Annotated in this window: 21 protein-coding genes; 14 read left to right on the forward strand and 7 right to left on the reverse strand. The window is 66.6% G+C overall.

Annotated elements, in window-relative coordinates:
- Positions 1–20: 20 nt before the first annotated feature.
- From HNP47_RS00135 to HNP47_RS00180, 10 genes are all read left to right on the forward strand, one after another.
- Positions 21–746, forward strand: a complete 726-nt coding sequence (locus HNP47_RS00135) for a glycosyltransferase (RefSeq protein WP_221414872.1) — start codon at positions 21–23, stop codon at positions 744–746.
- Complete coding sequence (locus HNP47_RS00140; RefSeq protein WP_184277360.1) at positions 743–1,843, forward strand: acyl-CoA dehydrogenase family protein; 1,101 nt, start codon at positions 743–745, stop codon at positions 1,841–1,843. Before HNP47_RS00135 ends, HNP47_RS00140 begins: the two co-directional genes overlap by 4 nt.
- The gene (locus HNP47_RS00145; RefSeq protein ID WP_184277362.1) at positions 1,837–2,544 is read left to right on the forward strand and encodes a PIG-L deacetylase family protein; all 708 of its coding nucleotides are present in this window, start codon (positions 1,837–1,839) and stop codon (positions 2,542–2,544) included. The genes HNP47_RS00140 and HNP47_RS00145 overlap by 7 nt, the downstream gene beginning before the upstream one ends.
- On the forward strand, positions 2,537–3,118 hold the full coding sequence (locus HNP47_RS00150; RefSeq protein WP_184277364.1) for a class I SAM-dependent methyltransferase: 582 nt from the start codon (positions 2,537–2,539) through the stop codon (positions 3,116–3,118). Before HNP47_RS00145 ends, HNP47_RS00150 begins: the two co-directional genes overlap by 8 nt.
- Positions 3,115–3,969, forward strand: coding sequence for a glycosyltransferase family 2 protein (locus HNP47_RS00155; protein ID WP_184277365.1), 855 nt, complete (start codon positions 3,115–3,117; stop codon positions 3,967–3,969). The genes HNP47_RS00150 and HNP47_RS00155 overlap by 4 nt, the downstream gene beginning before the upstream one ends.
- 202 nt (positions 3,970–4,171) lie before the next feature.
- Complete coding sequence (locus tag HNP47_RS00160; protein ID WP_184277368.1) at positions 4,172–5,479, forward strand: hypothetical protein; 1,308 nt, start codon at positions 4,172–4,174, stop codon at positions 5,477–5,479.
- Positions 5,409–7,361, forward strand: a complete 1,953-nt coding sequence (locus HNP47_RS00165; protein WP_184277370.1) for a helicase-related protein — start codon at positions 5,409–5,411, stop codon at positions 7,359–7,361. The genes HNP47_RS00160 and HNP47_RS00165 overlap by 71 nt, the downstream gene beginning before the upstream one ends.
- 137 nt (positions 7,362–7,498) lie before the next feature.
- The gene (locus HNP47_RS00170; protein ID WP_184277372.1) at positions 7,499–8,857 is read left to right on the forward strand and encodes an alpha/beta hydrolase; all 1,359 of its coding nucleotides are present in this window, start codon (positions 7,499–7,501) and stop codon (positions 8,855–8,857) included.
- Positions 8,854–10,398: a GMC family oxidoreductase gene (locus HNP47_RS00175; RefSeq protein WP_184277374.1), complete on the forward strand. Its 1,545-nt coding sequence runs from the start codon at positions 8,854–8,856 to the stop codon at positions 10,396–10,398. Before HNP47_RS00170 ends, HNP47_RS00175 begins: the two co-directional genes overlap by 4 nt.
- A complete protein-coding gene (locus tag HNP47_RS00180; protein ID WP_184277376.1) occupies positions 10,398–11,201 on the forward strand; it encodes an SDR family NAD(P)-dependent oxidoreductase in 804 nt (267 codons plus the stop codon). The genes HNP47_RS00175 and HNP47_RS00180 overlap by 1 nt, the downstream gene beginning before the upstream one ends.
- Before the next feature lie 57 nt (positions 11,202–11,258).
- Here the strand turns inward: HNP47_RS00180 and HNP47_RS00185 are convergent, their stop codons facing one another.
- The 6 genes from HNP47_RS00185 to HNP47_RS00210 form a co-directional block, all read right to left on the reverse strand.
- Complete coding sequence (locus tag HNP47_RS00185) at positions 11,259–12,152, reverse strand: SDR family oxidoreductase (protein ID WP_091745758.1); 894 nt, start codon at positions 12,150–12,152, stop codon at positions 11,259–11,261.
- Entirely contained in the window at positions 12,145–13,992 is a 1,848-nt protein-coding gene (locus tag HNP47_RS00190) for a glycoside hydrolase family 15 protein (RefSeq protein WP_184277378.1), read from the reverse strand. Before HNP47_RS00190 ends, HNP47_RS00185 begins: the two co-directional genes overlap by 8 nt.
- The gene (locus HNP47_RS00195; protein ID WP_184277380.1) at positions 13,989–14,978 is read right to left on the reverse strand and encodes an SDR family oxidoreductase; all 990 of its coding nucleotides are present in this window, start codon (positions 14,976–14,978) and stop codon (positions 13,989–13,991) included. Before HNP47_RS00195 ends, HNP47_RS00190 begins: the two co-directional genes overlap by 4 nt.
- Before the next feature lie 202 nt (positions 14,979–15,180).
- Positions 15,181–17,676, reverse strand: a complete 2,496-nt coding sequence (locus HNP47_RS00200; RefSeq protein ID WP_184277382.1) for a TonB-dependent receptor domain-containing protein — start codon at positions 17,674–17,676, stop codon at positions 15,181–15,183.
- The gene (locus tag HNP47_RS00205; RefSeq protein ID WP_184277384.1) at positions 17,642–18,598 is read right to left on the reverse strand and encodes a FecR domain-containing protein; all 957 of its coding nucleotides are present in this window, start codon (positions 18,596–18,598) and stop codon (positions 17,642–17,644) included. The genes HNP47_RS00200 and HNP47_RS00205 overlap by 35 nt, the downstream gene beginning before the upstream one ends.
- Before the next feature lie 109 nt (positions 18,599–18,707).
- Positions 18,708–19,235, reverse strand: a complete 528-nt coding sequence (locus HNP47_RS00210) for an RNA polymerase sigma factor (RefSeq protein ID WP_260394557.1) — start codon at positions 19,233–19,235, stop codon at positions 18,708–18,710.
- 197 nt (positions 19,236–19,432) lie between these two features.
- On the opposite strand from HNP47_RS00210, the gene HNP47_RS00215 reads away from it, so the two are divergent.
- Both HNP47_RS00215 and HNP47_RS00220 read left to right on the forward strand, forming a co-directional pair.
- Complete coding sequence (locus tag HNP47_RS00215; protein WP_184277388.1) at positions 19,433–20,398, forward strand: hypothetical protein; 966 nt, start codon at positions 19,433–19,435, stop codon at positions 20,396–20,398.
- A 3-nt stretch (positions 20,399–20,401) separates the two neighbouring features.
- A complete protein-coding gene (locus tag HNP47_RS00220) occupies positions 20,402–21,553 on the forward strand; it encodes a glycosyltransferase (protein ID WP_184277390.1) in 1,152 nt (383 codons plus the stop codon).
- Positions 21,554–21,568: 15 nt separating this feature from the next.
- On the opposite strand, the gene HNP47_RS00225 is transcribed toward HNP47_RS00220, so the two are convergent.
- A complete protein-coding gene (locus HNP47_RS00225) occupies positions 21,569–22,120 on the reverse strand; it encodes a bifunctional 2-polyprenyl-6-hydroxyphenol methylase/3-demethylubiquinol 3-O-methyltransferase UbiG (RefSeq protein ID WP_184277392.1) in 552 nt (183 codons plus the stop codon).
- 162 nt (positions 22,121–22,282) lie between these two features.
- On the opposite strand from HNP47_RS00225, the gene HNP47_RS00230 reads away from it, so the two are divergent.
- Together HNP47_RS00230 and HNP47_RS00235 are read left to right on the forward strand one after the other, a co-directional pair.
- The gene (locus tag HNP47_RS00230; RefSeq protein WP_184277394.1) at positions 22,283–24,316 is read left to right on the forward strand and encodes a TonB-dependent receptor; all 2,034 of its coding nucleotides are present in this window, start codon (positions 22,283–22,285) and stop codon (positions 24,314–24,316) included.
- Positions 24,317–24,479: 163 nt separating this feature from the next.
- On the forward strand, positions 24,480–25,688 hold the full coding sequence (locus tag HNP47_RS00235) for an LL-diaminopimelate aminotransferase (protein WP_184277396.1): 1,209 nt from the start codon (positions 24,480–24,482) through the stop codon (positions 25,686–25,688).
- Position 25,689 lies beyond the last annotated feature (1 nt).

Raw genomic sequence — 25,689 nt, forward strand, 5'->3', positions numbered from 1 at the left:
GCGACGCCAAGCCGGCGCTGATGGTGATCGATGTGTCGGTCGAGATGGCGATGCTGGCCCGGCTGTGTGCGACGCCTGTGGTCTATGTTCGTCTCGCGGGGGATCGATCGGACCCGGCGCATCTGGACGCCTTCCGCGGCGCAGAAGCCTTGCTTGCGCCCTTTCATGAGCGACTTGATGGAATGGGGGCCAGAGAGGTGCGCGACAAGACGCGTTACTTCGCCCCCCGGCGGCAGACAGGATCGAAGCGAGGCTCCGGCGTCCTGGTCGTTAATGGGCGGGGGGGCGATCCGTTGGACGGCGCCAAGCTGGCGGCGGCTGCAGAGACAACGCCCGATCGATTGTGGACCGGCGTCGGGCCTATTGATCCGCCGCCGATCGTGCCTCCGAACCTGAAGCTGGCAGGCTGGATCGACGCTATCAGCGACGAGATCGGAAAGGCGGAGATCATCGTCGGAGGCGCGGGAGACGGCCTGCTGAACGCGGTGATTTCGGCCGACAAGCCCTTTGTCTGTCTTCCCGAGCCTCGCGCGTACAACGAGCAGATCGCGAAGGCCGAGCGGTTGGCGGATTTGGGCGCCGCCATCGTCCTTGCGCAGTGGCCACAGGCGCAGCAGTGGCCGAGCATCCTTCGGTCGGCACTCTCATTGTCGCCCGCTGATCGGCAGCAGATCAGCGGACAGGGGCTCGGCGCCGCTGGACCCTGGCTTGTCGACCTCGCATCCGAGCTTGAGGCACGCCGATGACAGCCCTGGAAACAACGCCGACCGCGTCATCGCCTCTCGAACTTGAGGTCAGATTGGCGGCGCTGGGTGCGCGCTACGACGCCACGCCGCGATATCCCGCCAATAGTCTGAAGCTGCTCGCCTCGGAGGGTTGGGGTCAACGGTTCGCTCCGGTCCAGAGCGGCGGAACGGCCTATGACGATCCAATCCACAAAGCCTTGGCCTTGATGGACGCTCTACGCAGCGTTGGACGGTCGGATCTCAGCGTCGGCCGACTGTTCGAAGGGCACGTCAACGCCCTGGCGGTGTTCGACTGGTACGCGGACCCGGCCCAGAAGGCTTGGCTCGGCAAGGTCCTTGAGCAGGGCGGCTGGTTCGGCGTCTGGGCGACGGAACCGCCGCCCGGCGTTCGTCTGGTCGGCGATCGGCTGCAGGGCGCCAAGATGTTCGCAACGGGCGCGGGCGGACTGGAATATGCAATCATCACTGCTCAGCCGGAACAGGGCGAACGCCAGTTGATCGTCGTGCCGGCGAACGAAGCCGAGAGGGCCGATCTGAGCGGTTGGCGGGTTCGCGGCATGCGCGCGACGACCAGCGGACGCTATGAGGTGACCGGGTTGACGGTCGATGCCGATCAGCGGCTCGGACGTCCCGGAGACTATGACCGCGAACCGCGTTTCACGGCGGGGGCCTGGCGGTTCACGGCGGTGCAGTTGGGTGGCGTCGAGGGCCTGGTCATGGCAATGCGTGACGCGCTGTCCGACGCCGCCCGCGCAGATCCCATCCAGCGCGCGCGCTTCGCCGATGCGGTCGTTGCGGCGCGAACGGCCTGGCTTTGGGTCCGCGAAGCTGCGATCCGCGCGGCGTCCGAAGCGCCGGACGCCGGGGATTTCGCCCGCGCCACGCGCGGTGTCGTCGAACGCAGCGCCCTTGATGTCATGGAGTTGGCGGCGCGGTCGGTCGGGACCCGCAGCGCCTTCGATGGCGAGCGCATCGACAAGATTACGCGCGATCTCAGCCTCTATCTTCGACAGGCCGGACCCGACTATGCGAAGGATCAGGCGGCCAAGACCTGGCTGGATCGCGATCTCTGGGGCGAGGGCGACGCCCTATGGTGAGCGAGAAAACCGGCCGGCTAGCGACCCTGGCGCTGGAGCGTTCGCCCTGGCGATCCGCGCGGTGGCTGGTCATCGCCCCGCATGCCGACGACGAGACGCTGGGCGCCGGAGCCTTGATCCATCAGGCGGCGACGACCGAACGTCTGGCAGGCGTCGTGATCCTCACCGACGGCGCGGGTTCGCACGACCATCCGGACGCGGCCTCCCGTGCGAGGCTTATCCGGACCCGACGCCTGGAGGCGGGACGCGCCGTTCGACGGTTGGCGGGAGCCGCAGCGGCGCCGCCCGTGTTTCTGGATTGGCCCGACGCCCAGCCCGCTTCTGCCGGCAGCATGGTGTTCGAAGCGACCGCGCGTCGTCTCGCGGCTTTGTGCCGGGAGCGGCGCGTCGATGCGATCGCCGTCACAGGTCCGGACGATCTCCATTGCGATCATCAGGCGGCGGCCCATTTGGCGCGCCGCGCAGCCGGTATGGCCCGCCGGCCGGTGGCCGTGTTCGATTATGTCGTGTGGGGGGCGCCTCCGTCCGGGTCGAAGCTGCGGATCGCGACGCGACCTCTGAAGGCCGGCCTGAGGGCCTATGCCCTGTCGAGCCATCAAAGTCAGTTGACGCCGATGTTCGGCCAAGGCTTCCGGCTCGAGAAGGCGAGGGGGCTGCGGGCCGCCTCGGACACCCTGTATCGGCGCGACGCCTATGACTGAACGCTCGCTTCCCGCCGCCTATTTCGAAGGCATCTTCGCCGGGGACACCGATCCGTGGGATTTGGCTTCCAGCCCCTATGAGGCGGCCAAGTTCGATCGCACGATCGCCGCTCTGTCGGCGCGGCGAGCGGCTTTTGCGCTCGAGGTCGGCTGTGCGGGCGGCGTCCTGACCGAGCGGCTGAGCGCGGTATGTGATCATCTGTTGGCGATCGACGTCAGCCCGACCGCTCTGGAGCGGGCGCGTCAGCGTCTGTCGGGGCGGCGGAATGTCCGGTTCGAGGCCGGGGCCTTCCCTTGGGACTGTCCGGTTCTGGACGGACTGGATCTCGTCGTCCTGTCCGAAGTCGCCTACTACTGGAGCGACGCCGATCTGGACCTGGCGGCGCAACGCATCGCTGATGGCTTGGTCGAGGGCGGACGCGTTCTTCTGGTGCACTGGACCGGCGAGACCGACTATCCCCAGACCGCCGACGACGCCGTCGAGCGCCTCTGGCTCGGATTATCGGACCTCATGCAAGTGGATCTCGCCGAGCGGCATCCAAACTATCGGCTGGATTTGTGGAGCCGCCGATGACCACGCTGTCTGCGCTCACGCTGGTTCGCAACCGGCAGGCGCATCTGGACCGATTGGTCGAAGGATTGACCCTCAGCGCCTCGCCGCCCGACGAACTGATCGTCATCGACATGAGCGATGCGCCCGTGCCGCTGCCGCCCGTGGGCTTTCCCGTTCGGATCGAACGTCTGGCGGGCGACGCCCTGCCTCTGGCCGCTGCCCGAAATCTGGCGGCCGCCTTGGCGTCAGGCGATCTCCTGCTGTTTCTCGATGTGGATTGCATCGTGTCGTCGTCAGTTTGCGGCCGTATGCAGGACTTGCTCGCCGAGCATGACGCCGTCGTCTGTCCGGAGGTGCTTTATCTTCCCGCCGGAGCCGTCCAGCCGGGCCCTCTGTCGGAGACCGATCTAAAGGCGGCCGGGCGGCCCCATCCCGTGCGCCCCTTTCCGCAGGAAGGCGAAAGCCTGGAGCGCAATGCCGGGCTGTTCTGGTCTCTGGCTTTCGCGCTCCGCCGCTCGACCTTCGATCGGATCGGCGGGTTCGACGAGACTTACGTCGGCTACGGCGCCGAAGATACGGACCTAGGTTTTCGCATCGCGCGAGAGGGCCTGCCGCTCCTCTTCGCCGGCGGCGCGCCGGTCTTCCACCAGCACCATGAGGGCTATGATCCGCCCCTGCAGCATTTTCGCGCCCTGATCGCCAACGCCAAACGCTTCCACGCCGCCTGGTCGATCTGGCCGATGGACGGCTGGCTGCAGGCGATGGCGGATCTCGGACTGGTCGACTGGTCGTCGGGCGGATTGACCATTCGGCGCGAACCCACGTCGACCGAAATCGCTGCCGCACGAAAAGATCCTGCAAGTCCCTTCTAGGGCGGTTCCTTCGCGCTGGCGGCTGAAAAGACCGGTCGGGGGTACGAAAGCGGGCGCAACCCCCGGCCGGCCTTGGGGTTGAGCCAAGATGAAATCGTCACCTGCCGACACAGATCTTTCCGCCACGGGCCAACAGGTCCTCGTTGGAGGTCCAGCCCCTCAAGCGGATGACGGCAAACGTTGGAAAATGCCGGCGGCGGCCGTGGCGGCCGGACTTGCTGAGCTGACGACCAAGCGCCCGCAGACTGTGGTGTTCATCGCAACCAGCGAACGTCGCGCTGATGAGATTGCGACGGCCCTATCGCCGATGGTGACGGACGCCGAGGTGCTGGTCTTGCCGCCTTGGGACTGCCTTCCTTACGACCGCGCTGCGCCTTCGCGAGAAAGCATGGGGCGGCGGATGGCCGTCTTGGCCGTCCTGAACGAAGCCGGCACAAGGCCCGTGTTCCTGGTCGCCTCGCCCGATGCGATCGTACAGCGGACGCCGTCGCGCGAACGGATCAAGGCCCGCTTCTCCGTCGCGGCGGGCGAGGCGCTGGATCGCGAAGCCCTGGAGTCGTTTCTGACGGATACGGGCTATGCGGCGGATGAGAGGGTCGACGAACCGGGCGAGTACGCTCTGCTTGGCGCGGTGGTCGACGTCTCCCCGCCCGCGTCTGCCACGCCTTATCGCATCGCTCTGGATGAGGCGGACCGGATCATCGAGATCCACGCCTTTGATCCCGTGTCGCAGCGCCGGGGCGCCGAGATTGAGACGATCTGTTTGACCCCGGCGGCTGAGTGGAGCGATCGGTCGCCCGAGGATGATGACGCCGATGATCAGGGCACGGGGCCGTCGATCGATGCTGAGACCTCCACGACCCTGTTTGATTTCCTCGTTAAGCCAATGATCCTGACCGACGTGGGCGTGGAGGATCGGTTCGAACGCATTCGCGCGCATGTGGCCGAAGCCTATGACACCCGCCTGCGGTTCAGCGAGGGCGCGCGTCCTCCGAAACCCGACAGCCTCTATTTGACGGAGAAGGACGTTGGTCAGGCGTTAAAAGGGGCCAAACCCCTGAGCGTCGAGGGTTGGGCGGCGACGCCGGCCTTCGCATTGGAGAAGTCGCCGGGGCGGGCCCTGAAACAGTTCATCGCTGAGCGGCGCGAGGCGGGCGATCGCATCGTTCTGACAGGATTGCCTCATGAGCACAGGATCATTCTGCGCCTGTTGCGCCGACACGGTATCGATGCGCCCGTGGTGCTGGAGAGCTGGAGGGCGATCGGGACTCTGCAGCACGGGCAGATCGCCCTCGTGACCGCCGATCTGGACACAGGCTTCCGGCAGTCGGCGGCCGGTCTAGTCGTCCTGACGCCTTCGGACATATTCGGCGGCCGGATCGCGCGAGGATCCGGCGACACGATCGATGCGTTCGGGGAGACCGAGCTGCGGCTGGACGATGGTCATCCACGAAGACCACGGTATGGGCGTCCTGAAGGCGTTGGAGCGGGTCGAAGCCGATGGTGTTGAGCGCGACGTTCTGCGCATAGAGTATCATGGCGGTGGGACCATTCTCGCGCCGATCGAGGAGTTCGGCAAAATCTGGCGTTATGGTTCAGAGCCGGACGCGGTGTCGCTGGATCGGCTGAATACCCAGGGATGGCTGAAGCGTCGCGCGAAGGTCAGCGCGCAGATCGACGGGGCGGCAGCGGCCCTGTCTGCCCGCGCCGAAGCGCGTGCAGCCCTGAGGACCGAGCCGATCACCGCACCGCGTCAGCCGCTGGCCCGGTTCGCCGCCGGGTTCGCCTTCCCCGAAACGGCCGATCAGGCGCGCGCCATCGAGGCGGTCCTGTCGGACCTGGGATCCGGAAAGCCCATGAACCGGCTTGTTTGCGGCGATGTCGGTTTCGGAAAGACCGAGGTCGCCCTGCGCGCCGCGGCGGCCGTAGCTCTTGCCGGCAAACAGGTCATCGTAGTCGCCCCGACCACCGTCCTGGCGCGTCAGCATTTCGAGGTGTTCAAGAAACGGTTCAAGGACACGGACATTCAGGTCGGCCACTTGTCGCGCGCCGCAGACAGCGCGGAGGCGCGGGGGGTCAAGGCAGGGCTGGCGGACGGCTCCATGCGCGTCGTGGTGGGTACGCAGGCCCTGGCGTCGGAAGGGTTGGCGTTTTCCGACCTCGGGCTTGTCATCATCGATGAGGAACACCGCTTCGGCGCGCAGATGAAATCTGCCTTGGCAGAGAAGGCGCCGCATCTGTTGTCGATGTCGGCCACCCCGATCCCGAGGACTCTTCAAAGCGCCATGGTCGGCATTCAGGACGTCAGCCTGATCGCCAGTCCGCCTGCGCGACGTCGCCCCATCCGAACCTTCATGACCCCGTTCGACGCCGGGGCCGTTCGCCTGTCGCTGATGCGCGAGAAGGCGCGGGGAGGGCAGAGTTTCGTGGTCGTGCCGCGGATCGAGGATATGGAACTCTTGGCGAAACGCTTGAAGACCCTAACGCCAGAGTTGTCGGTGGTCTCGGCGCACGGCGACATGTCCCCGTCGGCGATCGACGACGTCATGAGCCGCTTCTCCGACGGCGAGGGCGACGTGCTTCTGGCCACGAACATCATCGAGACCGGCCTGGACGTGCCGCGCGCCAATACGATGTTGATCTGGCGGCCGGACCGGTTCGGCTTAGCGCAACTGCATCAGCTGCGCGGCCGTGTCGGCCGGGGGCGCCGCCAGGGCTTCACCTATCTGCTTTCCGATCCCGAAACGCCGATGGCGGCGGCGACGGAGGCCCGCCTTCACACGTTGGAAGCTCTGGACCGACTGGGGGCGGGCTTCGCGATCAGCGGGCGCGATCTGGACCTGCGCGGCGGCGGCGATCTGGTGGGCGAGGAACAGGCCGGACATGTCAGGCTGATCGGCTCGGCCCTTTACCAGGCCGTCCTGGCTCGGGCGCTTGCGGCTGCAAAAGGCGATCCCGATCCTGACCAAGCCTCTCCCAGTCTGAACGTCGGCGCGACTGGGCATCTGCCAGCGGACTACATCCCAGACGAAACCGTGCGCATCAATCTGTACGCCCGGTTGGCGCGCGCCACGACGGCGGAAAATGTCGACGCCCTGCGAGACGAGGCCGAAGATCGGTTCGGTCCTTTACCCGACCCGGCAGAGGATCTGTTCACCGGCCGTCGCCTGGCGGCGCTCGCCCGTGATGCCGGCGTCACGGAAATCGTGTCGGGACCGAAGGCGACGGCGTTGCGGATCGCAGCGGCGCGTCGGCCCGGCATGGAAGCGTCGTTCCCGTTGAGCGAAGATCGACGCTGGTCCGAGGATCGCATGATCGTCGACGCCGCCAACGATCAACCGCACGACACGGCCTTCATCGAGAAGCTTCTGACCGAATTGGCGGCGGCCTGAGGGCAGGGCGGGTTTGAACGGGTTTCAACGTCCGGGGTCTGTTTTGTTGGGAGCAATTCCGCCGCTGGCGCGCTGATCGACGACCGCCGACCGGTCACGGCGGAGCCTCGCGTCTTCGCTTTCTAAAAAGCCCCTGCATGCCCACAGACACCCGCCCTACTGTCGTCTTCCTTCATTCCTTGGGCTCGAGCCGCCGCGATTGGGACGCGGTGATCGACCGGCTTGCCGATGAGGTGGTGACCGTGGCGATCGATCTTCCAGGGTTCGGGGACAGGGCGGGGGAAGGCTATGGCGATGTCCAAGTCGTGCTTGAGGACCTAAGCCGTCGCCTGACCGATCTCGACCTTGCGCGCTGGATCCTTGTCGGCCACAGCATGGGCGGCAAGTTTGCGACCTTGATCGCAGCGCGGGCGCGTGACGGGGCGGCGGGTCTGAGCGGGTTTCTGGGCGTGGTGCTGGTCGCCGGATCGCCGCCCTCGCCGGAGCCGATGGACGAGAACAGGCGCGCGGATATGCTGACCTGGTTCGACGATCCGACCAGGATCGAGGATCGGGGACGTCAGTTCATCGACGCCAATACCGCCGCCGGTCTGCCGCAAGCCGCCTTCGATCAGGCGCTGGCTGACTTCACCCGATCCAGCCCCGAGGCCTGGCGGGGATGGTTGGCCGAAGGATCGCGCGAGGACTGGTCCGATCAGGCCGGCGTGCTGCCTTTCCCTGCCCTGATCATCGCCGGCGCGGAGGATGGCGATCTGGGCGAGGCGGCGCAGCGGCGTTTCAACGCCCCCCACTACCGCGCGTCTGACGTGGTGGTCGTGCCGGATGCGGCGCACCTGATCCCCCAGGAACAGCCGGAGCGTCTCGCGGGCCTGGTTCTGGAATTCGTCGAGAAGGTCGGTTCATCCGCGCTGCCTCCAGCCTTCGTGGGTCTGATGGCGTCCGATCGCGTGTCGGATCGCACACGACGCGCAATGCTGGATCGTCATTTCGGTCCGGCGCCAGCTGACGGCGGCGTCTTGACCCCGACTCAACGCGCCGTGCTGTCGGCGATGATCGCGCGCATTCTGCCCGATGGAGGCGATCCGGATGATCTGACGCGGCGTCTGGATGTGGGGCTCGCCAGCGGACAGGGCGACGGGTGGCGGTTCGCCGATCTTCCCTCGGACGCCGAGGCCTGGCGACGCGGACTGGATGAGATCGCCGCCATGGCGCCGGAGTTCGCAACCCTGGCCCCCGATCGCCAAGACGACATTCTGCGCACCATTTCACACGGCGAGTGGCCCAAGCCTGGCCGGCTTTCGGCGGACGCCATGAGGCTGTGGTTCCAGGACGTCGTCTCCGAGGCCGCGCGCCTATGGATGTCGCTGCCGTCGACTTGGGCTCAGATCGGCTACGACGGCTTCGCTACGGGTGGCGAAGGGCGGTTCCAAGGCTACGACCAGACGGCGGCGGATCGTACAGAACCCTGGCGTTTGCCGCTGGAGGGCTTGGGTTGAGCGCGTCTGCAAAGACGGCCGGCGAAACCGATGTCGTCATCATCGGCAGCGGGGCCGGCGGTGCTCCGATCGCGGCCAAGCTGGCGAAGGCCGGGCTGTCGGTCACGGTGTTGGAGGCCGGGCGGGCTTTCGATCCGGCGGAGCATACGCCCGACGAAACGACGGCAGACCTTTATTGGATGGAGGAGCGCCTCAGCGGAGGGCGCGACCCGACCGCCTTTGGGGCCAACAATTCCGGCCAGGGCGTCGGCGGCTCGCTGCTGCATTGGGGCGCCTTCTGCCCACGACCCGATCCCCGTGATCTGACGCTGGCCTCGGAGACGGGACGCGGGCGCGACTGGCCGTTCGGCTGGGACGAACTGAAACCCTATGTCGAGAGCGTGGAGGCCGTGATCGGGGTCTCAGGCCCGGCCGACTATCCGTGGGGCGGGCGACAGTTCACCTATCCGTCTGTCGCGCGCAACGCCCCGGCGGATGCGATGGCCCGTGGCGCAAGGGCGGTCGGGCTCAAGGTTACGGATGCGCCGGCGGCCGTGCTGTCCCGCGATCGCGAGGCGGGCACGACGCCCCACCGTATGGCCTGCGTCAACTGCGGCGCCTGCCACCAAGGATGCCGAACCGGCGCCAAGGGCGGGGCGGACAACAGCTTTCTGCCGATGGCCGCAGCCGATGGCGCCACGATCGTCGCCAACGCGCGGGCGATAGGCGTGGAGCGTGACGCAGGCGGGCGGATCAAGTCCGTGATCTATCGTCGCGACGGGGAGGATCATCGGCTGAACTGTCGAGCGCTGTTCCTCTGCGCGGGCGGTGTCGAGACGCCGCGCCTGCTGCTGAACTGGGGATTGGGTAACGCTGGCGGTGAGGTCGGCCGCAACTTCATGACCCATGTGGCGACTCAGGTTTGGGGGAGGTTCGACGCCGACATGTCGATGAACCGCGGCTATCCTTCTTCCCTGATCAGCGAAGAAATGGTGCGTCCGTCGGACGCGAACTTCGCCGGCGGTTATCTGATCCAAAGCCTTGGCGTCATGCCGGTCACCCTGGCGGGTGGGTTCGCGCGCGGCGCGGGCCTGTGGGGCGCGCCGCTGGTTGATACCCTACGCAACTATCGCCGGCTCGCCGGGATCGGCATCAATGGAGAGTGTCTGCCGAACGACGACAACCGCCTGACCCTGTCCGATGAGGTCGACGCCGTCGGGCTGCGCAAGGCGCGGATCGACTTCAGCTATGGCGAAAACGAGCGGCGTCTGGATGCCCATGCCCGGCGCGTCATGACGGAGCTTTGGACGGCAGCGGGCGCCGAGGACATCTTCGCGGTGGCCCGGTCGGCGCACACCATCGGCGGCTGCCGGATGGGAGACAAGGCGGACGGGGCGGTCGTCGATGGCGACGGGTGCAGCGTCGAGATCGACAATCTGTACGTCTGCGACAACTCCGTCTTCCCCAGCGCGCTTTCGGCCAACCCGGCCTTGACCCTCATGGCCGTCGCCCTGCGCACGGCCGATCGCTTCCTCGAACGTCAACGAACAGGAGATTTGTGATGGACCTCGGGATCAAGGGGCGGATCGCCCTCATTTCCGGCGCCGATTCCGGCATGGGCAAGGAGACGGCGCGGCTGCTGCTGGAAGCCGGCGCACGGGTCGCCCTGACCGATAAACCGGACGGCACGCTGGATGAGGCCGTCCAGGAGCTTTCCGCCTTGGGCGAATGCATCGGTGTGACCGGCGACGTGACCAAGGCCGACGATGTCGAACGCCTGTGGGCGGAGGTTCGAGACCGCCTGGGCGATCCAGACATCTATGTGAACGCAGCGGGCGTGACGGGCGCGACCGGCGATTTCCTGGATGTCGATGACGCCGGTTGGCTGGAGACGCTCGACATCAATCTGATGGGCGCGGTGCGGATGTGCCGCCAGGCCATTCCTGCCATGCGGCGATCGGGGTGGGGCCGTATCGTCCTGTTCGCGTCGGAGGATGCGGTCCAGCCCTATATCGATGAACTGGCCTATTGCGCCTCAAAGGCTGGCATCCTCAGCCTGGCGAAGGGTTTATCCAAGGCCTACGGCTGCGACAATGTGCTGGTAAACACGGTCTCGCCCGCCTTCATCGCAACCCCGATGACCGACGCCATGATGAAGAAGCGGGCCAAGGAACGCGGCGAAACCTTCGAGGAGGCGATCAAGAGCTTCCTGAAGGAAGAACGCCCCGGCATGACGCTGGATCGTAGGGGCAAGCCAGAGGAGGTGGCGGCAGCCGTCGCCTTCCTGTGTTCTGAACGCGCCAGCTTCATCAACGGCGCAGGTATTCGAGTGGATTCCGGCTCCGTCGCCACCATCGCCGGCTAGTCGCGCGGCCGAAAGAGAGACCGGCGGCGGGACGATCCCGCCGCCGGTTTCGTCTTGTCAGGCGACGCCCATGCCGCCGGTGACGCCGAAGACTTCGCCTGTAATGTAGCTGCCTTCCTGCGAGGCTAGCAGAACATAGACCGGGGCGATCTCGACAGGCTGGCCCGGACGACCCAGCGGGACCTGTTCGCCGAACTTCATCACGGCTTCCTGCGGCTGTCCGCCGGACGACTGCAGGGGAGTCCAGAAGGGGCCGGGCGCCACGACATTGGCGCGTATGCCCTTTTCGATCAACTGCTTGGACAGGGCCTTCGTATAGGCGACGATCCCGGCCTTGGTGGTGGCGTAATCCAGCAGGATGGCCGACGGCTCATAGGCCTGGATCGAGGCGGTGGTGATGACTGAGGCGCCCGCCGGGAGATGCGGGACGGCCGCCTGGGCGATCCAGTGCATGGCGTAGAGGTTGGTCTTCAAGGTCTTGTCGAAGTCTTCCGACGTCACCTGCGAGATGTCCTCGCGATACTGTTGGCGGCCAGCGTTGATGACCAGGATGTCCAGTCCGCCCAGTTCCGACACGGCTTGCTCGACCATCTGTCGGCACCAGTTTTCATCGGTGATGTCGCCGGGAAGGTCGATGGCTTTGCGGCCTTCGGCCTCAATCAGGGCGATGACTTCGGCGGCGTCCTTGCGCTCGGACGGCAGATAGGAGAGGGCCACATCGGCGCCTTCCCGAGCATAGGCGATGGCGGCCGCCCGGCCGATGCCGCTGTCCGCGCCCGTGATCAGGGCCTTGCGTCCTTTCAGCTTGCCGGAACCCTGATAGCTGTCCTCGCCATGATCGGGCTTGGGGTCCATCTCGCGCGCTTCGCCGGGCACGGGCTGGGGTTGGCGCGGGAAGGGCGGCTTTGGATATTGCTCGCGCGGATCCTGAAGGGTCAGTCGATCAGTCATGGAACGTCTCCGTTTCGGGCTGGGGGGAAGTGGTCTGCGCCTTGCCGACGGCGGTCAGGGCGGTCAGATGCGCGAGGTGGCTGAGCCCCTGCGGCATGTTGCCGAGGTAGGCGCCGGTGTCCGGGTCGATCATTTCGGTCAGCATGCCCCAGCGGCCGCTGAGGGCTTCGCGCAGGCCGTCGATGCGGGCGCGCGCCTTGTCGGGTTCGCCTAGCGTCGCCCAGGCTTCGGCGATCCAGAAGGAACAGGCGATGAAACAGCCTTCCTCGGCCTGCATGCCGGTATAGCGATAGTGGAAGACGCCGGCGCCGAGGTGGCGGTCGAGCGCCTCAAGGGTCGCGCGCAGACGCTTTTCGCCGTCGAACCGGAACCGCACCGCCAGGGCCAGGGCGGCGTCCAGCTTGTCGCTGCCCGGATACATGACGAAGGCCTGGAGGCTCTCGGACCAGCAATGCGTCTCGACCCAGTCGAAAATCCGGTCGCGCTCTCGCTGCCAGCGATCCCGGCATGTCGTCGGCAGTTGCCCGGCGTCGGCCAGCTCAACCGCACGGGCCAGGGCCTGCCAGCAGCTGATCTTGGACATGGTGTAGTGCTGCTCGTCCTCCAGCTCCCACATGCCCGCGTCCGGCTGTCGCCAGGCGTCGGCGCACTGATCCGCCAGTTCGGACAACTGCTGGGCGCTGGCGCTGTCGAGGATGTTGCCGCAGCCGACGAAGCGCGAGGCGGTCTCGAAGATGTCGCCGAACACGCCGTGCTGGGCCTGGTCGGCGGCCCGGTTGCCCGTGACAACCGGACGAGAGCCTTGGTAGCCCGGCATGTGCCAGTGCGTTTCCGGCGGCACGATTGCGCCGTCCAGGCTGTAGCAGACCTTGGCGCCATGGCGCTTAAGTTGCATCAGCAACCAGCTGAAAGCGGCCTTGGCCTCTGCCTGGGCGCCGGCCGCCAGGAAGGCCTCGATCGTATAGCCGGCGTCGCGAAGCCAGGCGTAGCGATAATCCCAGTTCTTATCGCCGCCCAGATGCTCGGGCAGGGATGTCGTGGCCGCCGCGGCGATGGCGCCCGACGGGGAGTACAGCAGCAACTTCAACGCCAATGCGCTGCGGATGAAGTCGTCGCGATACAGGCCGGGACAGTTCAAGCGCGCCGCCCAGTCCCGCCATTCCTGATCCGACAGGTCGATGCGGGCGTCGATCTCTTCGATGGACGGCACGACCAGCGGCTCGTCGCGTCCGGCGACGATGGCCACCGTGCGCCGCTCGCCGGCGCCGACAACGATGGTTCCGACAATGCCCTCGTCGGACCATTCGCATGAGATGCGCGGATCGTGGACGAACAGGCCGAGCACCCGCTCGACATGGAAGACCGTGTGTTCGCCGATCTTCGAATGATACGGATTGGCCGTATCGCCCCGACGTCCCAAACGCATGTCCAGGTCAAAGGTCACCTCGCCCTCTAGGCCATCAATACGGCGGGCCAGTTCGCACCAGGGCAAACGACCGGCCGTCCCGCTATTCAGGCTCTCGGTCAGGCGCGCGCGCCCGGTGGCGGTGGTGAACTCCGTCTCCAACACATTGCTGTCGGCACGATAGCGGCGGGTCGCCGTAAAGGCCTCGGTCGGCGTGATCGAAAACCGGCCGCCCTCGGGATCCAGCAGGCGGTCGAAAAGGGGCGGCGCGTCGATAGCGGGCACGCACCACCAGTCAATGCCGCCATCCAGCGCCGACAGAGCGACCGTCCGGCCCTCGCCCAGAACGCCATAGTCTTCGAGGGCGACATATCCGTCGGGACGGAGCGCTTGAGAGGCTCGCGCAGGATCGGGCGTAAAGGCCGTCTCGTTCATCGTTTGGACGACCCAATCGCAAAGCCAGCCGTTACGGCAAGGCCCGCAAGGACGCCGACCGCTGCGACCTTGAGCGCCGCGATCTGGCCGCTGGACACGAGACCGATCAACGGTCTGATCACCCGTTCGGTGTCCGGGCCGTCGATCGCCGCCGGGCCTTCCTCCGGGTGGTCGAGATTGCCGAGGCGAGGAAGTTGGGGTTCGCCCTGCTGCGCTGTGATCATCTTGGCGGCCTGGCGATCCGCCAGCGCGGGCGCGAACTGTTGCCCCAGCGCCATCAGCCATGTCGTGCGACCCACGAAGACCTTGCGGCTGGGCTGCTGCACGGCCGACCAGACGGCGTCTGCACACAGGCGAGGATCGAACAGTGGATCTGGAATGACCTGCGCCCGGTCGGTCCGGTTGCGTGACCACAAAGGCTGGGGCGTGTTGACGGCCGGCAGATAGACAGTGGTCAGGGTGACGTTGGAGGATGAGGCGATCAGTTCGGCCCGAATGGCCTCGGTAAACCCGTCGACGGCCGCCTTGGCGGCGCAGTAAGCGGCCTGTAGCGGGGCAGGGCGCAGAGCCAATCCCGAGGAAATCTGGATCACAGCCCCTTTGTCCGCCGGTCGCATGGCCCGAAGCGCCGCGCGTGTTCCGTAGACCTGAGACAGATAGGTCGTCTCGACAACACGGCGATAATCGGCGTCGGTCAGATCCTCATCGCGCCCGATGACTGTGGACATGGCGTTGTTGACCCAGACATCGATGCCGCCGAAAGCGTCCACGACATCGCGGCCCGCCTGCTCGACGAACTCCGGATCGGACACATCGCCCGCCATGCCGATCACGCGATCGCCCGACCGCTTCAGCTGTTCGACGGCGTTGGAAAGACGTTCAGCCTGTCTGGCGATCACCACGACCTGCCATTCGGCTCGGGCGAACTTGTCGGCGATCGCGAGACCGATGCCGGCGCTGGCGCCTGTGACGACGATGACCGGCATGGCGATCCTTCTGATTTCGATTGCGGAGTGACGATCGCGGTTGCGGCCGAAGGGGGGAGGCTCTGACAACGACAGGTCCGGAGGAAGGTTGCCGCCTTCGAGACGATCGCCCTTGTGGCGCGTGCTTGAACTCAATGTTACCGGCGCCGCTTCCGGAGCGCCCTTTCTGGTAGACACGCACAAGGCGTAGGCGTGCGTGTTGCTACTGCGCCGCCCACCTTATCGTCAGGCCGATCGTGCGCGGACGCAAAGGCGTGATGGCCTGGGCGTCGGGGAGGCGGAAAGGGTCGCTGTAGGCGAAGGTGTTGGCTTCGGTGTCGAACAGATTGTCTACGAAGAGCGTTGCCGTCCAAGCCGGAGCCTCGACGGCAAAGGCCAGTCTTCCTGTGGCGTAATCGCCCATTCGGTATTGCTGACGTCCGTCGAACGTCAGGCGCGACGCGCCGACGTAGGACAGGCCGCCGTCGACAAATGACTCCAAATGCTCGCCCAGCGGACGTCGCCAGCTGAAGCCGACATTCGCAGAAGCCCGAGGCACCCCGGGTAAACTCGCGTCGCGACGGGAATCAAACCGCGCGTTGGGCAAAGTGATGCGCGGGTCAGCGACGAGCCCGTTGGCGAAGAGCTCAAGCGTCTCGGTCGGGCGCCAGTTGGCCTCGACCTCGAAGCCCTTGTCCGCGCCGTCGCCGACGTTGACGACATAGGCCAGGCCGCTGGGCAAGAACTGGTCGCTCTGCACATTGCGCCAGCGCGCGGCGTAGACAGCGGCGCGAAGACGCGCGCGGCCATCCGCTGATCGGTATTTGGCGCCGAGTTCGGCATTCCACAGGCTATCCGGCTGGTATTGGCGCGCCGGTGAATCGGACAGGCCGCTGAAGTCCTGACCGATGACGCCGGCGGTGTTGAAGCCGCCGGCTCGGTGGCCACGACTGACGAGGGCGGACAGGTTCAGACGATCGCTGGGCCGCCAGGCGAGGGCGATCTTGGGCGTGAAGCCGGCGGATTCACCGCGCCCGTCGAAGGATCGCGATCGGGTGAACTGTCGAACCAAGGAGGTGGTGTCATACTCCAAGGCGTAATAGCGGGCCCCGGCGGTCAAGGTCAGGTCGTGTGGCAGGTCCAGCGACGCTTCGCCGTAAACGGCGGCCTCGTTCAGCCGGTCGCGTCGCGCCTCAGAATAGATGGTGCGAGGCTCGGGCGTCAGGGCGGACAGGACGGGATTGGTGCGTGTGGTGTTAGACGACACTAGACCGCCGGCCAGCCAGCGCCAGCGACCGATATCGGGCGAGGCGAAGTTGGCCTCGCCGACGACCAGATGGATATCCTTGCCTTCGTCCAGCGCGCCGATGCGCCAGCCCGATCCGAAGCGGCGAAGGGCGCTGGAGGCGTCGTAGCGGCTCTTGAAGCCGTGCTCGACGACTGAGACCGAGGCGTTCAGCCGGCCCCAGGCGCCACGTCCCTCGATCGAGGTCGAGCCTTGGTCGAAGCGGTTCTGATGCGGTTCGCGCACCAGGTTCGCGCGTCGCAAGGGACCCAGTCCTCGATAGACATAGTGGGTGTCTTCGGTGACGATGGATTGGTGGACGACGCCGGCACGCGCCGTCCAGCCGGGCGCAATCTCCAGCGCCGCGGACAGCCGGCCGCCCCGCCGCGTGCCGTCATTGACCCGCCTCAGGTTCAGTTCGACGTCGTTGATATAGCCGCTGTACGTCTCGCCATAGAGAGCCGCGCGGATCGCGGCGCGGTCGCCGGCGATCGGCAGGTTGGCGACCAGGCCATAGTCGGAGTTCCAGCCGCCGCCGTCGGTGCGCGACCGGGTTGCGGAGAGCGACAGGGATTCTTCGCCCATCGCCGGACCGCTCGTGACGATGCGCACGACGCCGCCGATCGGGCCGGTGCCGTACAGCGTGCCTTGCGGGCCGCGCAGCACCTCGACACGGTCGATGTCGATCAACTTCAGATCCGGATCCGGGGCGGCGTAGGTCACCGGCGTCAGGTCGAGATACAGGCCGACGGTCGATTGGGTCAGGCCGGTGAAGACGCCGTCCGATATGCCGCGCAGCAGGACCTTGTTCCGGCCGGGGCCGAGGTTGGTCACCGTCATGCCAGAGACGAGGCTGTCCAAGCCCTGCATGCCCGTGACCCCCGCCCGGGTGATGCGTTCGGCGCCGACCGCCGTCATTGCCGATGACGACGACTGGATCAGTTCGGGTCGGCGCGGGGCGGTCACGACGACTTCGCTGACCTGCGCCACGTCTTGCGTCGGCGCCACAAGAGTGGCCGGGCGTGGGGCGACCGGGCGAGAGGAAGCGGGCGCTGCGCTCGATTGCCTGCTGATGATCACAGCGCCGTCCTGGCGAATGGCATGGCGACATCCGCTGCCCGCCAGCAGTCGTGTAAGGGCCGCGTCCAGCGACATCCGGCCGCTGACCGCAGGGCTGACGCCGGCGCACGACGTCAAACTGCCGCCCAGCGAAACGCGGGCCTGAAGCGCCAGGTCCAGCAGGGCGTCGTCCACGGATTGGCGCGGGATATAGATCTCGAGCAGGCGCGAATCGGCCTGCGCCGGCGTGCTCAGGGCCGTCGTGGCGAACAGAAAGAGACTGGGAAGAAGGGCGGCGGCGTGTGGCTTGGACAGGGCGAGGCGTTGGGGCCGCCCGCCCTTAACCGGCCTCACGGGCGTTGATGCGGATTTCACGCATCGAGGCGTCCACGCGGACGGGGGCGAAATCCTGCAACTGCTTCAACATCACGGCCTCGTCGCCAATGCGAAGGGCGCCGGTGAACCGCAGCGCCCGAGTCGATTTCGATAGCATGACCGGCTTGCCGAGATAACGTGAAAGATCGTCCGCGACATCGGTGATCGGGCGGTTGCGATAGACGAGAACGCCTTGGCGCCATGGCGAAGTCTGGTAGGGCGAAATCTGAGACAGGGCCGGGGTCTGCTCGCCGCGCTGCGCCAGCGCCTGACCGGCGACCAGTCTGACCTCCGGTGCGTTGACGGGGCTTACGGAGACGACGCCCCGTTCGACGGCGACGGCGAAGCGGTCGCCATGGTTCAGGACGTTGAAGGCGGTGCCCAGCACCTCGATCTGATGATCGCCGGCGGCGACGACGAACGGATGGGCCGGGTCGTGAGCGATGTCGAAGGCGGCTTCGCCCTCGGTCAGCGACACCGAGCGTTTGTCGCCGTCGAACCGGACGTCCAACGTGGAATGGCGGTTCAGATAGACGTGCGATCCATCTTCTAGCGCGACCGTCAGGGGCGCGTCAGTGGTGGCGTACACCTGCGAGCCCGGCGTCAGCCACAGAAACAGGCCGACAGCCAGCGTCACACTGGCGGCGATGCCGATCGCCGCACCTAGCCAGGGCGAACGCGTCTTGGCGCGACGTGCACGCGCGGCGGCGAGGTTGATGACCGGGGTTTCTGTTGCTGCGGATGCGGCATGGTCGTCCAGGTCGACCCACAGACGCTCGATGGCGTCATAGGCGGCGGCGTGGGCCGGCGACGCCTCTAACCAGTCCTGGAAATCAAGCCAGGCGGATTCAGGCGCATCGTCGTCACGCAGGACGACGAACCAGTGCAGCGCCTTTTCCTCAATGTCGGTTCGTGCGGTCATCCGATCCCAGCCTGAAGGAACGCTGTGCAACGCGCCTCCTGATAGCAAGACGGCGCCGCCGAGCTTTTACCTTCAGAGATATTCCCCTGGGGCGCGAAAAGCATAGGCGTCACGGTTGAACCTTGCGGGAGAGAACGCGCAGCGCGTCCATCATGTGCTTCTCGACGGAACTGCGCGAAATGCCCAAACGGACGGCGACATCGGCATAGCTGACCCCATCGAACTTGTGCAGGCGAAAGACTCTCTGCGTCTTGGGCGGCAGGGTCTCGAGAGCGGCGAGAAGGCGCGCCAGTTTCTCGCGCCCGGCCACGACCGCTTCTGCCGAAGGGGCCGCGTCCAGGTCTTCGACGGTGCCCGTCTCGTGGTTCAGTTGGCGCCATTGGGCGTCGCGGTTCGCCGATCGTTGCCCGGACCTCCAGCGGTCCATCAGCAGGTTTGAGGTCAGGCGAAATAGAAAGGCGCGTGGATTGTCCGGCGGCGGGTCGGGGGCGAGCGTCGAGACCTTCAGATAGATGTCCTGCAGCACATCATCGACATCGCCAGACGCGCCGCCCAGCCGCGCGCGGCAGAACCGGGCCAGATCCTCGCGCTGCTCAAGATAGGCGGCGATCAGGGGATGCGCGGAAGGCGCGGTCAAACGGGCGAAGTCCTCTCGTGCGGCCGTGCAGGCCAAGACCTTCAATGCCGTGACGATTTTTATGAGGCAAGGGTCGGTCGGCGGCGTCCTTGTCATGAAGACGCCGTGTTGCGGCGACGAGCAGGACCCAGATGCGCGCGTTTGCAGGACATGACGGCACGACGGCCCCGGTTCTTTCGGTCGGCTAAGGCGTCGCCGTGTTCGATCTCTGGCGCTCGGGCTTCATCCGCCGTCCCTTAAGCAGCTTCATTGACCATGAGCCGCGCGCGGACGAGATCGTCTGGCTGCCTGACTGCGGCCCTCATGCCTATGTCGCGGACCCGTTCGGGATCACGCGCGATGGGGTGCTGACCGTTTTCGTCGAGGCGTTCGACTATCATGTTCGCCGCGGCGAGATCCACTATCGCCAGTATGACGCCGACGACCGGCTGGTGGGGCAGGGCGTGGCACTGTCCGAGCCCTGGCACCTGTCCTATCCGACGCTCATCGAGGACGGCGGCGAACTCTACATGCTGCCGGAAGGCTACAAGAGCGGCGGGCTGATCCTCTATCGTTGCGTGCGTTTCCCGGATCAGTGGGAGGCGGTGGCCCGTATCGGCGAGGCGGCTGCGATCGACGCGACGGTGGTGAAGCACGACGGTCGGTGGTGGATGTTCCACGCCCTGCCGGGGCCGGACGACCGGGCGATGCGCGAACTGCACATCGCCTGGGCCGACAGCCTGACGGGGCCTTGGACGCCGCATCCGGCCAGTCCGGTCATGAGCGGTTTTCAGAACTCGCGGCCGGGCGGCTCGGCGTTCGTCCATGACGGCGCGCTTCATCTGCCGGTGCAGGACTGCGCCGTGACCTATGGCGCGGCCATCAATCTGCTGCGGATCGATGTGTTGTCGCCGGACGCGTTTTCGGCGGTGGTCATGAAACGGTTCGAGCCGGGCCATCTGCTGGACGGGTACGGCGACGGCTTACACACCCTGTCGGGTCACGGCGACGTCACCTTCATCGACGTGAAGGGCATCCGCCAATCGTCGGCGGAGCCTTGGCTGAAGGCCGGGTTCAAGGCGCGTCGGCTGCTGGGCCTGAACGGGCCGCGCGGTAGTCGCGCCACCGGCGCCGCCGTTCATCCCAAGATATTCGACACCGCTTCCGTTCGGAAGGAAGGCTAGACCATGCGTATCGCTGTCGTTCTGCCGCGAGGCTGCACCTTCTGTCCGGACAAGACCAATTCGATGGAAACGGTGGTGCGCACCCTGTCCGCGCACAGCCGGTTGAACCGGCTGGTGACGCTGATCGCCGACGCCGGCGGGCCGACGCCGGCGGGCGTGCAGATGGTGACGGTGCCGGCCGGACTGGGCCGCAAGGCGCGAAACGCGGCGGTGATGGACGTTCTGAAGAAGCTGTCGCCGGACATTGTGGAATACCATCAGCAGCTGAAGGCGGCGTCGGAGTTGGCGCGGCAGTTGCCGGACGCGATCCACGTTCTTTATCGCCACACGCGGATCAAGCCGTCGCGCAACCTGATCGAACGTCTGCGATATGGTCGACGCCTCGCGCGGTTCGACCGTCTGGTGTTCGTCAGCCGTGCGGCGGGTGAAGAGTTCGCGATGGACTATCCTCGGCTGGCCGGGCGCGTCTCATCGGTTTGCAATCCAATCGAAAGCGACGCGTGGTGCGCGTCGCCCGAACAGCGCGAGAACCTGATCCTGTTTTCGGGACGGGCGATGAAGGACAAGGGGCTGGACCTGTTCTGCGCAGCCCTGACCGAGACGTTGGATCGTCATCCCGACTGGCGCGGCGCACTGATGCTGGGCGACTGGGAAAAGCATCAGGATTGGGCCGCGCCGCAGGTGCAGATGCTTGAGCGGTTCGGCGACCGAGTCGAAATTCACAAGTCGGCGTCGCTGGACGCGGTGCGAGCGATGACGCAGCGCGCCGCCATCGCGGTCACGCCGTCGCGCGTGCGCGAGGCCCTGGGACTGGCCGCGCTGGAGGCCCATGCGGCGGGCGCGGCGCTGATCTCGTCGGGACGCGGCGGCTTGCGTGAAGCCAGCGGCGAATATGCGCTGTATGTCGACGTCGAGGAGGCCGGCTCTTTGACCAGCGCCATGATGCGTCTGGTCGAAAAACCCGATGAACGTCTGGCCCTGGCGCGCGGCGGGCAGGCCTATGTCGAGCGGGTGCATTCGCCGGCCGCGCGCGCAGCCGAGTTGGACGCCTTGCGCGAGGCCTTGGTCGACAAGGCGTTCGTGACGCCGAAGCCGACGCTGCGGAGGCGTCCTCTGTTCGGGCCGGCGGCGTCGCTGACCCGGCTTCAGGGCTAGGTTCAGGGCTAGGCTTCAGCCCCTTCGGATGAGGCTGTCGTAAACGTGAGTGACCGCGTCGAACTGCACGCGGCTTGGCTGGTCGCCCAAGAGCGCGGCCTGGAAGTCGGCTTCGGTCAGGCCAGCGGCGACGGGATCGGCGATCTTGTCGGTGTTCCAGCCCAGCAGCAGGCGGCCGCCCGGGCGTACGATGGCCGCCAGAGCCTTAAAGGCCCGCCGCTGCTGGTCGGGACTGTCGACGCCATAACCCAGCACGCCGTTGCAGACGATGGCGTCGAAGCTCAGGTCCGAGAACAGCCGATCCGCCTCGCAAACGTCGCCTGTGCGGTGGCGACCTTCGCGGCCCCAGCGTGCAGCCGCTGGATCGATGTCTGTGGTCCAGACCTCGCCACCCTGCGCCTCCAGCAAGGCGTAGTCGTCCAGCGTATATTCGCGGCATCCGACCCAAAGAATCCGCCCACCCTCGACCGCCAACGCCGGGACATAGCTGTCGGCCATCACCCGTCGGTCGGGCAGGGTGCGGATTCGCGCCGCCTTGGCGGACCGTCGCCTGCGGTCGGCGTCCATGCCGTAGATGAAACTCCTGACGAGCGTTCCCAGACCCACGTGCTTCCCCTCGGACCGTTCGATACAGTTGTTATCGAGGGGGCGGCGATCTGTCTCGCGCTTTTCCGGGCGTTTCCTGTCGCCGGGCTTTGATGTGGCGGAACGACCGCCTACTAACGGCGCATGATCCAGGACGTTCCTCCCCCCTTCACGCCCACCGCCTTGCCCGAGATCGTCGTCACCGCCGCGCGTCTACCGCCGGCGGCGGCCGATGCTGCGTTTTCGGTGGTGCGTATCGATCAGGCGGTGCTGTCGCGGTCGTCGCGTCTGGACGAGGCGTTGCGGTCCGTGCCGGCGGTGTCGCTGTTTCGACGCACCAGCAGCGCGGCGGCCAATCCGACCACGCAGGGGATTTCGCTGAGGGCCATTGCGCCGTCCGGGGCGGGACGGACGCTGGTGCTGCTGGACGGCGTGCCGCTGAACGATCCGTTCGGGGGCTGGGTCATCTGGTCCCAGGCGACACCGGAATCGCTGGAGAGCCTGGATGTGATTCGCGGGGCGGGCTCGGGCCCCTATGGCGCGGGCGCGCTGACGGGCACGATCACCCTGCGTGAACGCGCGAAAGGCGGAGCGCTGGATGTGTCCGCGTCCGAGCGCGGCGGACTGCGGGCGGCAGGGTCGGCGTCCACGCGCGTGGGGGCGGTGGCGGTGACGTTGAGCGGGTTGCGTGAAGTCAGCGACGGCTATGTGCCGGTGCGCGGGCCGGCGGCCGGGGCGGCGGATACGCCGCTGGATCTCGACAGCCGAAGTGCAGCGCTGCGGGTCGATACGGCCTTGGGACAGGCGAACTTATCAGTTAGGGCGGCGACCTGGGAAGAGGATCGTGGATCGGGTCTGGCCGGAACGCGCGCCAACGCCAGCGGGCACAGCCTGAGCGCCACGGCGGCGCAGGCGCCGACGGCCGACGGCTATGGCTGGCGGCTGCAGGCATGGCGTATCGACAGCAATCTGGCCAACAGTTCGGCCTCGGTGTCGGCCGACCGCTCGACGACGACGCCGGCCAACGACCAGTTCAAGACGCCCGCGACGGGATGGGGACTGAACGCGGCGCTGCGCCGTCGCATGGCGGAGTTCGCGGGCGGACGGCTGGAGTGGGAGCTGGGCGCCGATGCGCGCTTCAACGACGGCGAAACCAATGAACTGTTCAGCAATCCGACAGGGGCCGGCTTTACCCGTATTCGGCGTGCGGGCGGGGAGACGGCGGTTGCTGGCGCCTATGTCGATGCGTCCTGGAGCGCGGCCGACTGGCTGGTGGCTGGCGGACTGCGGGTGGATCGGTGGGAGAATACGGGCGGATTCCGTCAGGAGAACACCCTGGCGACCGGCGCCGTCCTGTTGAACGAAAGCGACCCGGATCGGTCGGGCGAGGTGGTCAGTGCGCGTTTGGCGGTGCGGCGTGATCTGGGCGGCGGCTATGCGGCGCGGGCGGCGGCCTATTCCGGGTTTAGGCCCGCCACGTTGAACGAACTGCATCGGCCATTCCGCGTCGGCAACGACATCACCGAGGCCAACGCCGCCCTGACGCCGGAGACGCTGAAGGGCGTGGAAACAGGCGTGGCCTTCGACCGCGAGGGCGTGCGTTGGGGCGCGTCGGTGTTTTGGAATCAGATCGAGGACGCTATCGTCAATGTGACGCTCGGGTCCGGGCCGGCGACCTTCCCGCGCGCCGGGTTCGTGCCGGCGGGCGGGGTGCTGCGCCAGCGCCAGAACGCGGGCATTATCGACGCCTGGGGCGTGGAAGTTGCTGGGACGCTGGACCTGTCGTCAGCCGTGTCGCTGAACGCCGCTGCGTCTTGGACCGACGCCGAGATCGACGGCGGATCGTCCGCCGCGCAGCTGACCGGCTTGCGTCCCGCACAGGCGCCGGAATGGAGCGCGACGGCTGGGCTGGATTGGCGCGCGACCGATCGGCTGACTCTGGCCCTGGCGGCACGTTATGAATCGAGCCGGTTCGACGACGACCTGAACAGCCGGGTGCTGGACGCCGCCGTGACGCTGGATGCGCGAGGGGAGTGGGCCTTCACGCCGAACGCGACCCTCTGGATGGCGGCGGATAATCTGTTCGACGAGGATGTCGAGGTGTCGGAAACGGGCACGGGCGTCGCCGGATACGGCCCGCCGCGAACGCTCAGCATCGGTTTGCGGTTGAGCTATTGAGGGCGCTGACCGGCAGACTTTTCGACCAGGTTTTTGCGCGACGCACAGATTTCGTCCGCCTGACGGGTGAAATTGACCTTCAATGCTGTTGCGCGAGGGCGCTGGCGCGCTAAGCGCTAAAGGTGGTCGATCCACGGCCGCAGATCCCAACGACGAGCCTGTCATGCCCGAAGAATTCTACCGCATGAAGCGGTTGCCGCCCTATGTCATCGCCGAGACCAATGCGATGCGCGCGGCGGCCCGTGCGGCAGGCGAGGACGTGATTGACCTGGGGATGGGCAACCCCGACCTGCCGCCGCCGCAGCATGTGATCGACAAGCTGATCGAGGTGGCCAGGAAACCCGACGCCCACGGCTATTCGGCGTCACGCGGCATCCCCGGCCTGCGCCGCGCCCAGGCCAACTATTACGGTCGCCGCTTCGGCGTCGATGTGGATCCCGAAACCGAGGTGATCGTCACCATGGGCTCCAAGGAGGGGCTGGCCAGCCTGGCTACCGCCATCACCGAGCCGGGCGACGTGATCCTGGCGCCCAATCCGTCCTATCCGATCCATACGTTCGGCTTCATCATCGCCGGCGCAGCAATCCGCAGCGTGCCGACCACGCCGGACGAGAAATATTTCGAGGCGCTGGAGCGGGCCATGGCCTTCACCGTGCCCCGGCCCAAGATCCTCGTGATGAACTATCCGTCGAACCCGACGGCGGAGACGGTCGATCTGGCCTTCTATGAACGCGTCGTGGACTTCGCCAAGGCGAACGATCTGTGGATCATCAGCGATCTGGCCTATTCGGAGCTCTATTACGACGGCAAGCCGACGGTCTCCATCTTGCAGGTTCCGGGCGCTAAGGACGTGGCGATCGAGTTCACCTCCCTGTCCAAGACCTACAGCATGGCGGGCTGGCGCATGGGGTTTGCGGTCGGCAACAAGACCCTGATCGCGGCGATGACGCGGGTGAAATCCTACCTCGACTACGGCGCCTTCACGCCGATCCAGGCGGCGGCGTGCGCGGCGCTGAACGGGCCGCAGGACATCGTCGAGCAGAACCGCAAACTCTATCATCGCCGCCGTGATGTGCTGGTCGAGAGTTTCGGCCGCGCGGGGTGGGACATTCCCAAACCCGCCGCCTCCATGTTCGCCTGGGCGCCCTTGCCGCCGGCGCTGAAGCATCTGGGCAGTCTGGAGTTTTCCAAGCAGTTGCTGACCCACGCCAAGGTCGCGGTCGCGGCGGGCGTCGGCTATGGCGAGAACGGCGAGGGCTTCGTGCGTATCGCCATGGTCGAGAACGAGCAGCGCATCCGCCAGGCCGCGCGCAACATCAAATCCTATCTGAAATCGCAGGGCGTCAATGTGCCGCCCAGCCGGGAAGACTGAC

The sequence above is a fragment of the Brevundimonas vesicularis genome (assembly GCF_014204545.1).
GTDB lineage: Bacteria > Pseudomonadota > Alphaproteobacteria > Caulobacterales > Caulobacteraceae > Brevundimonas > Brevundimonas vesicularis_B.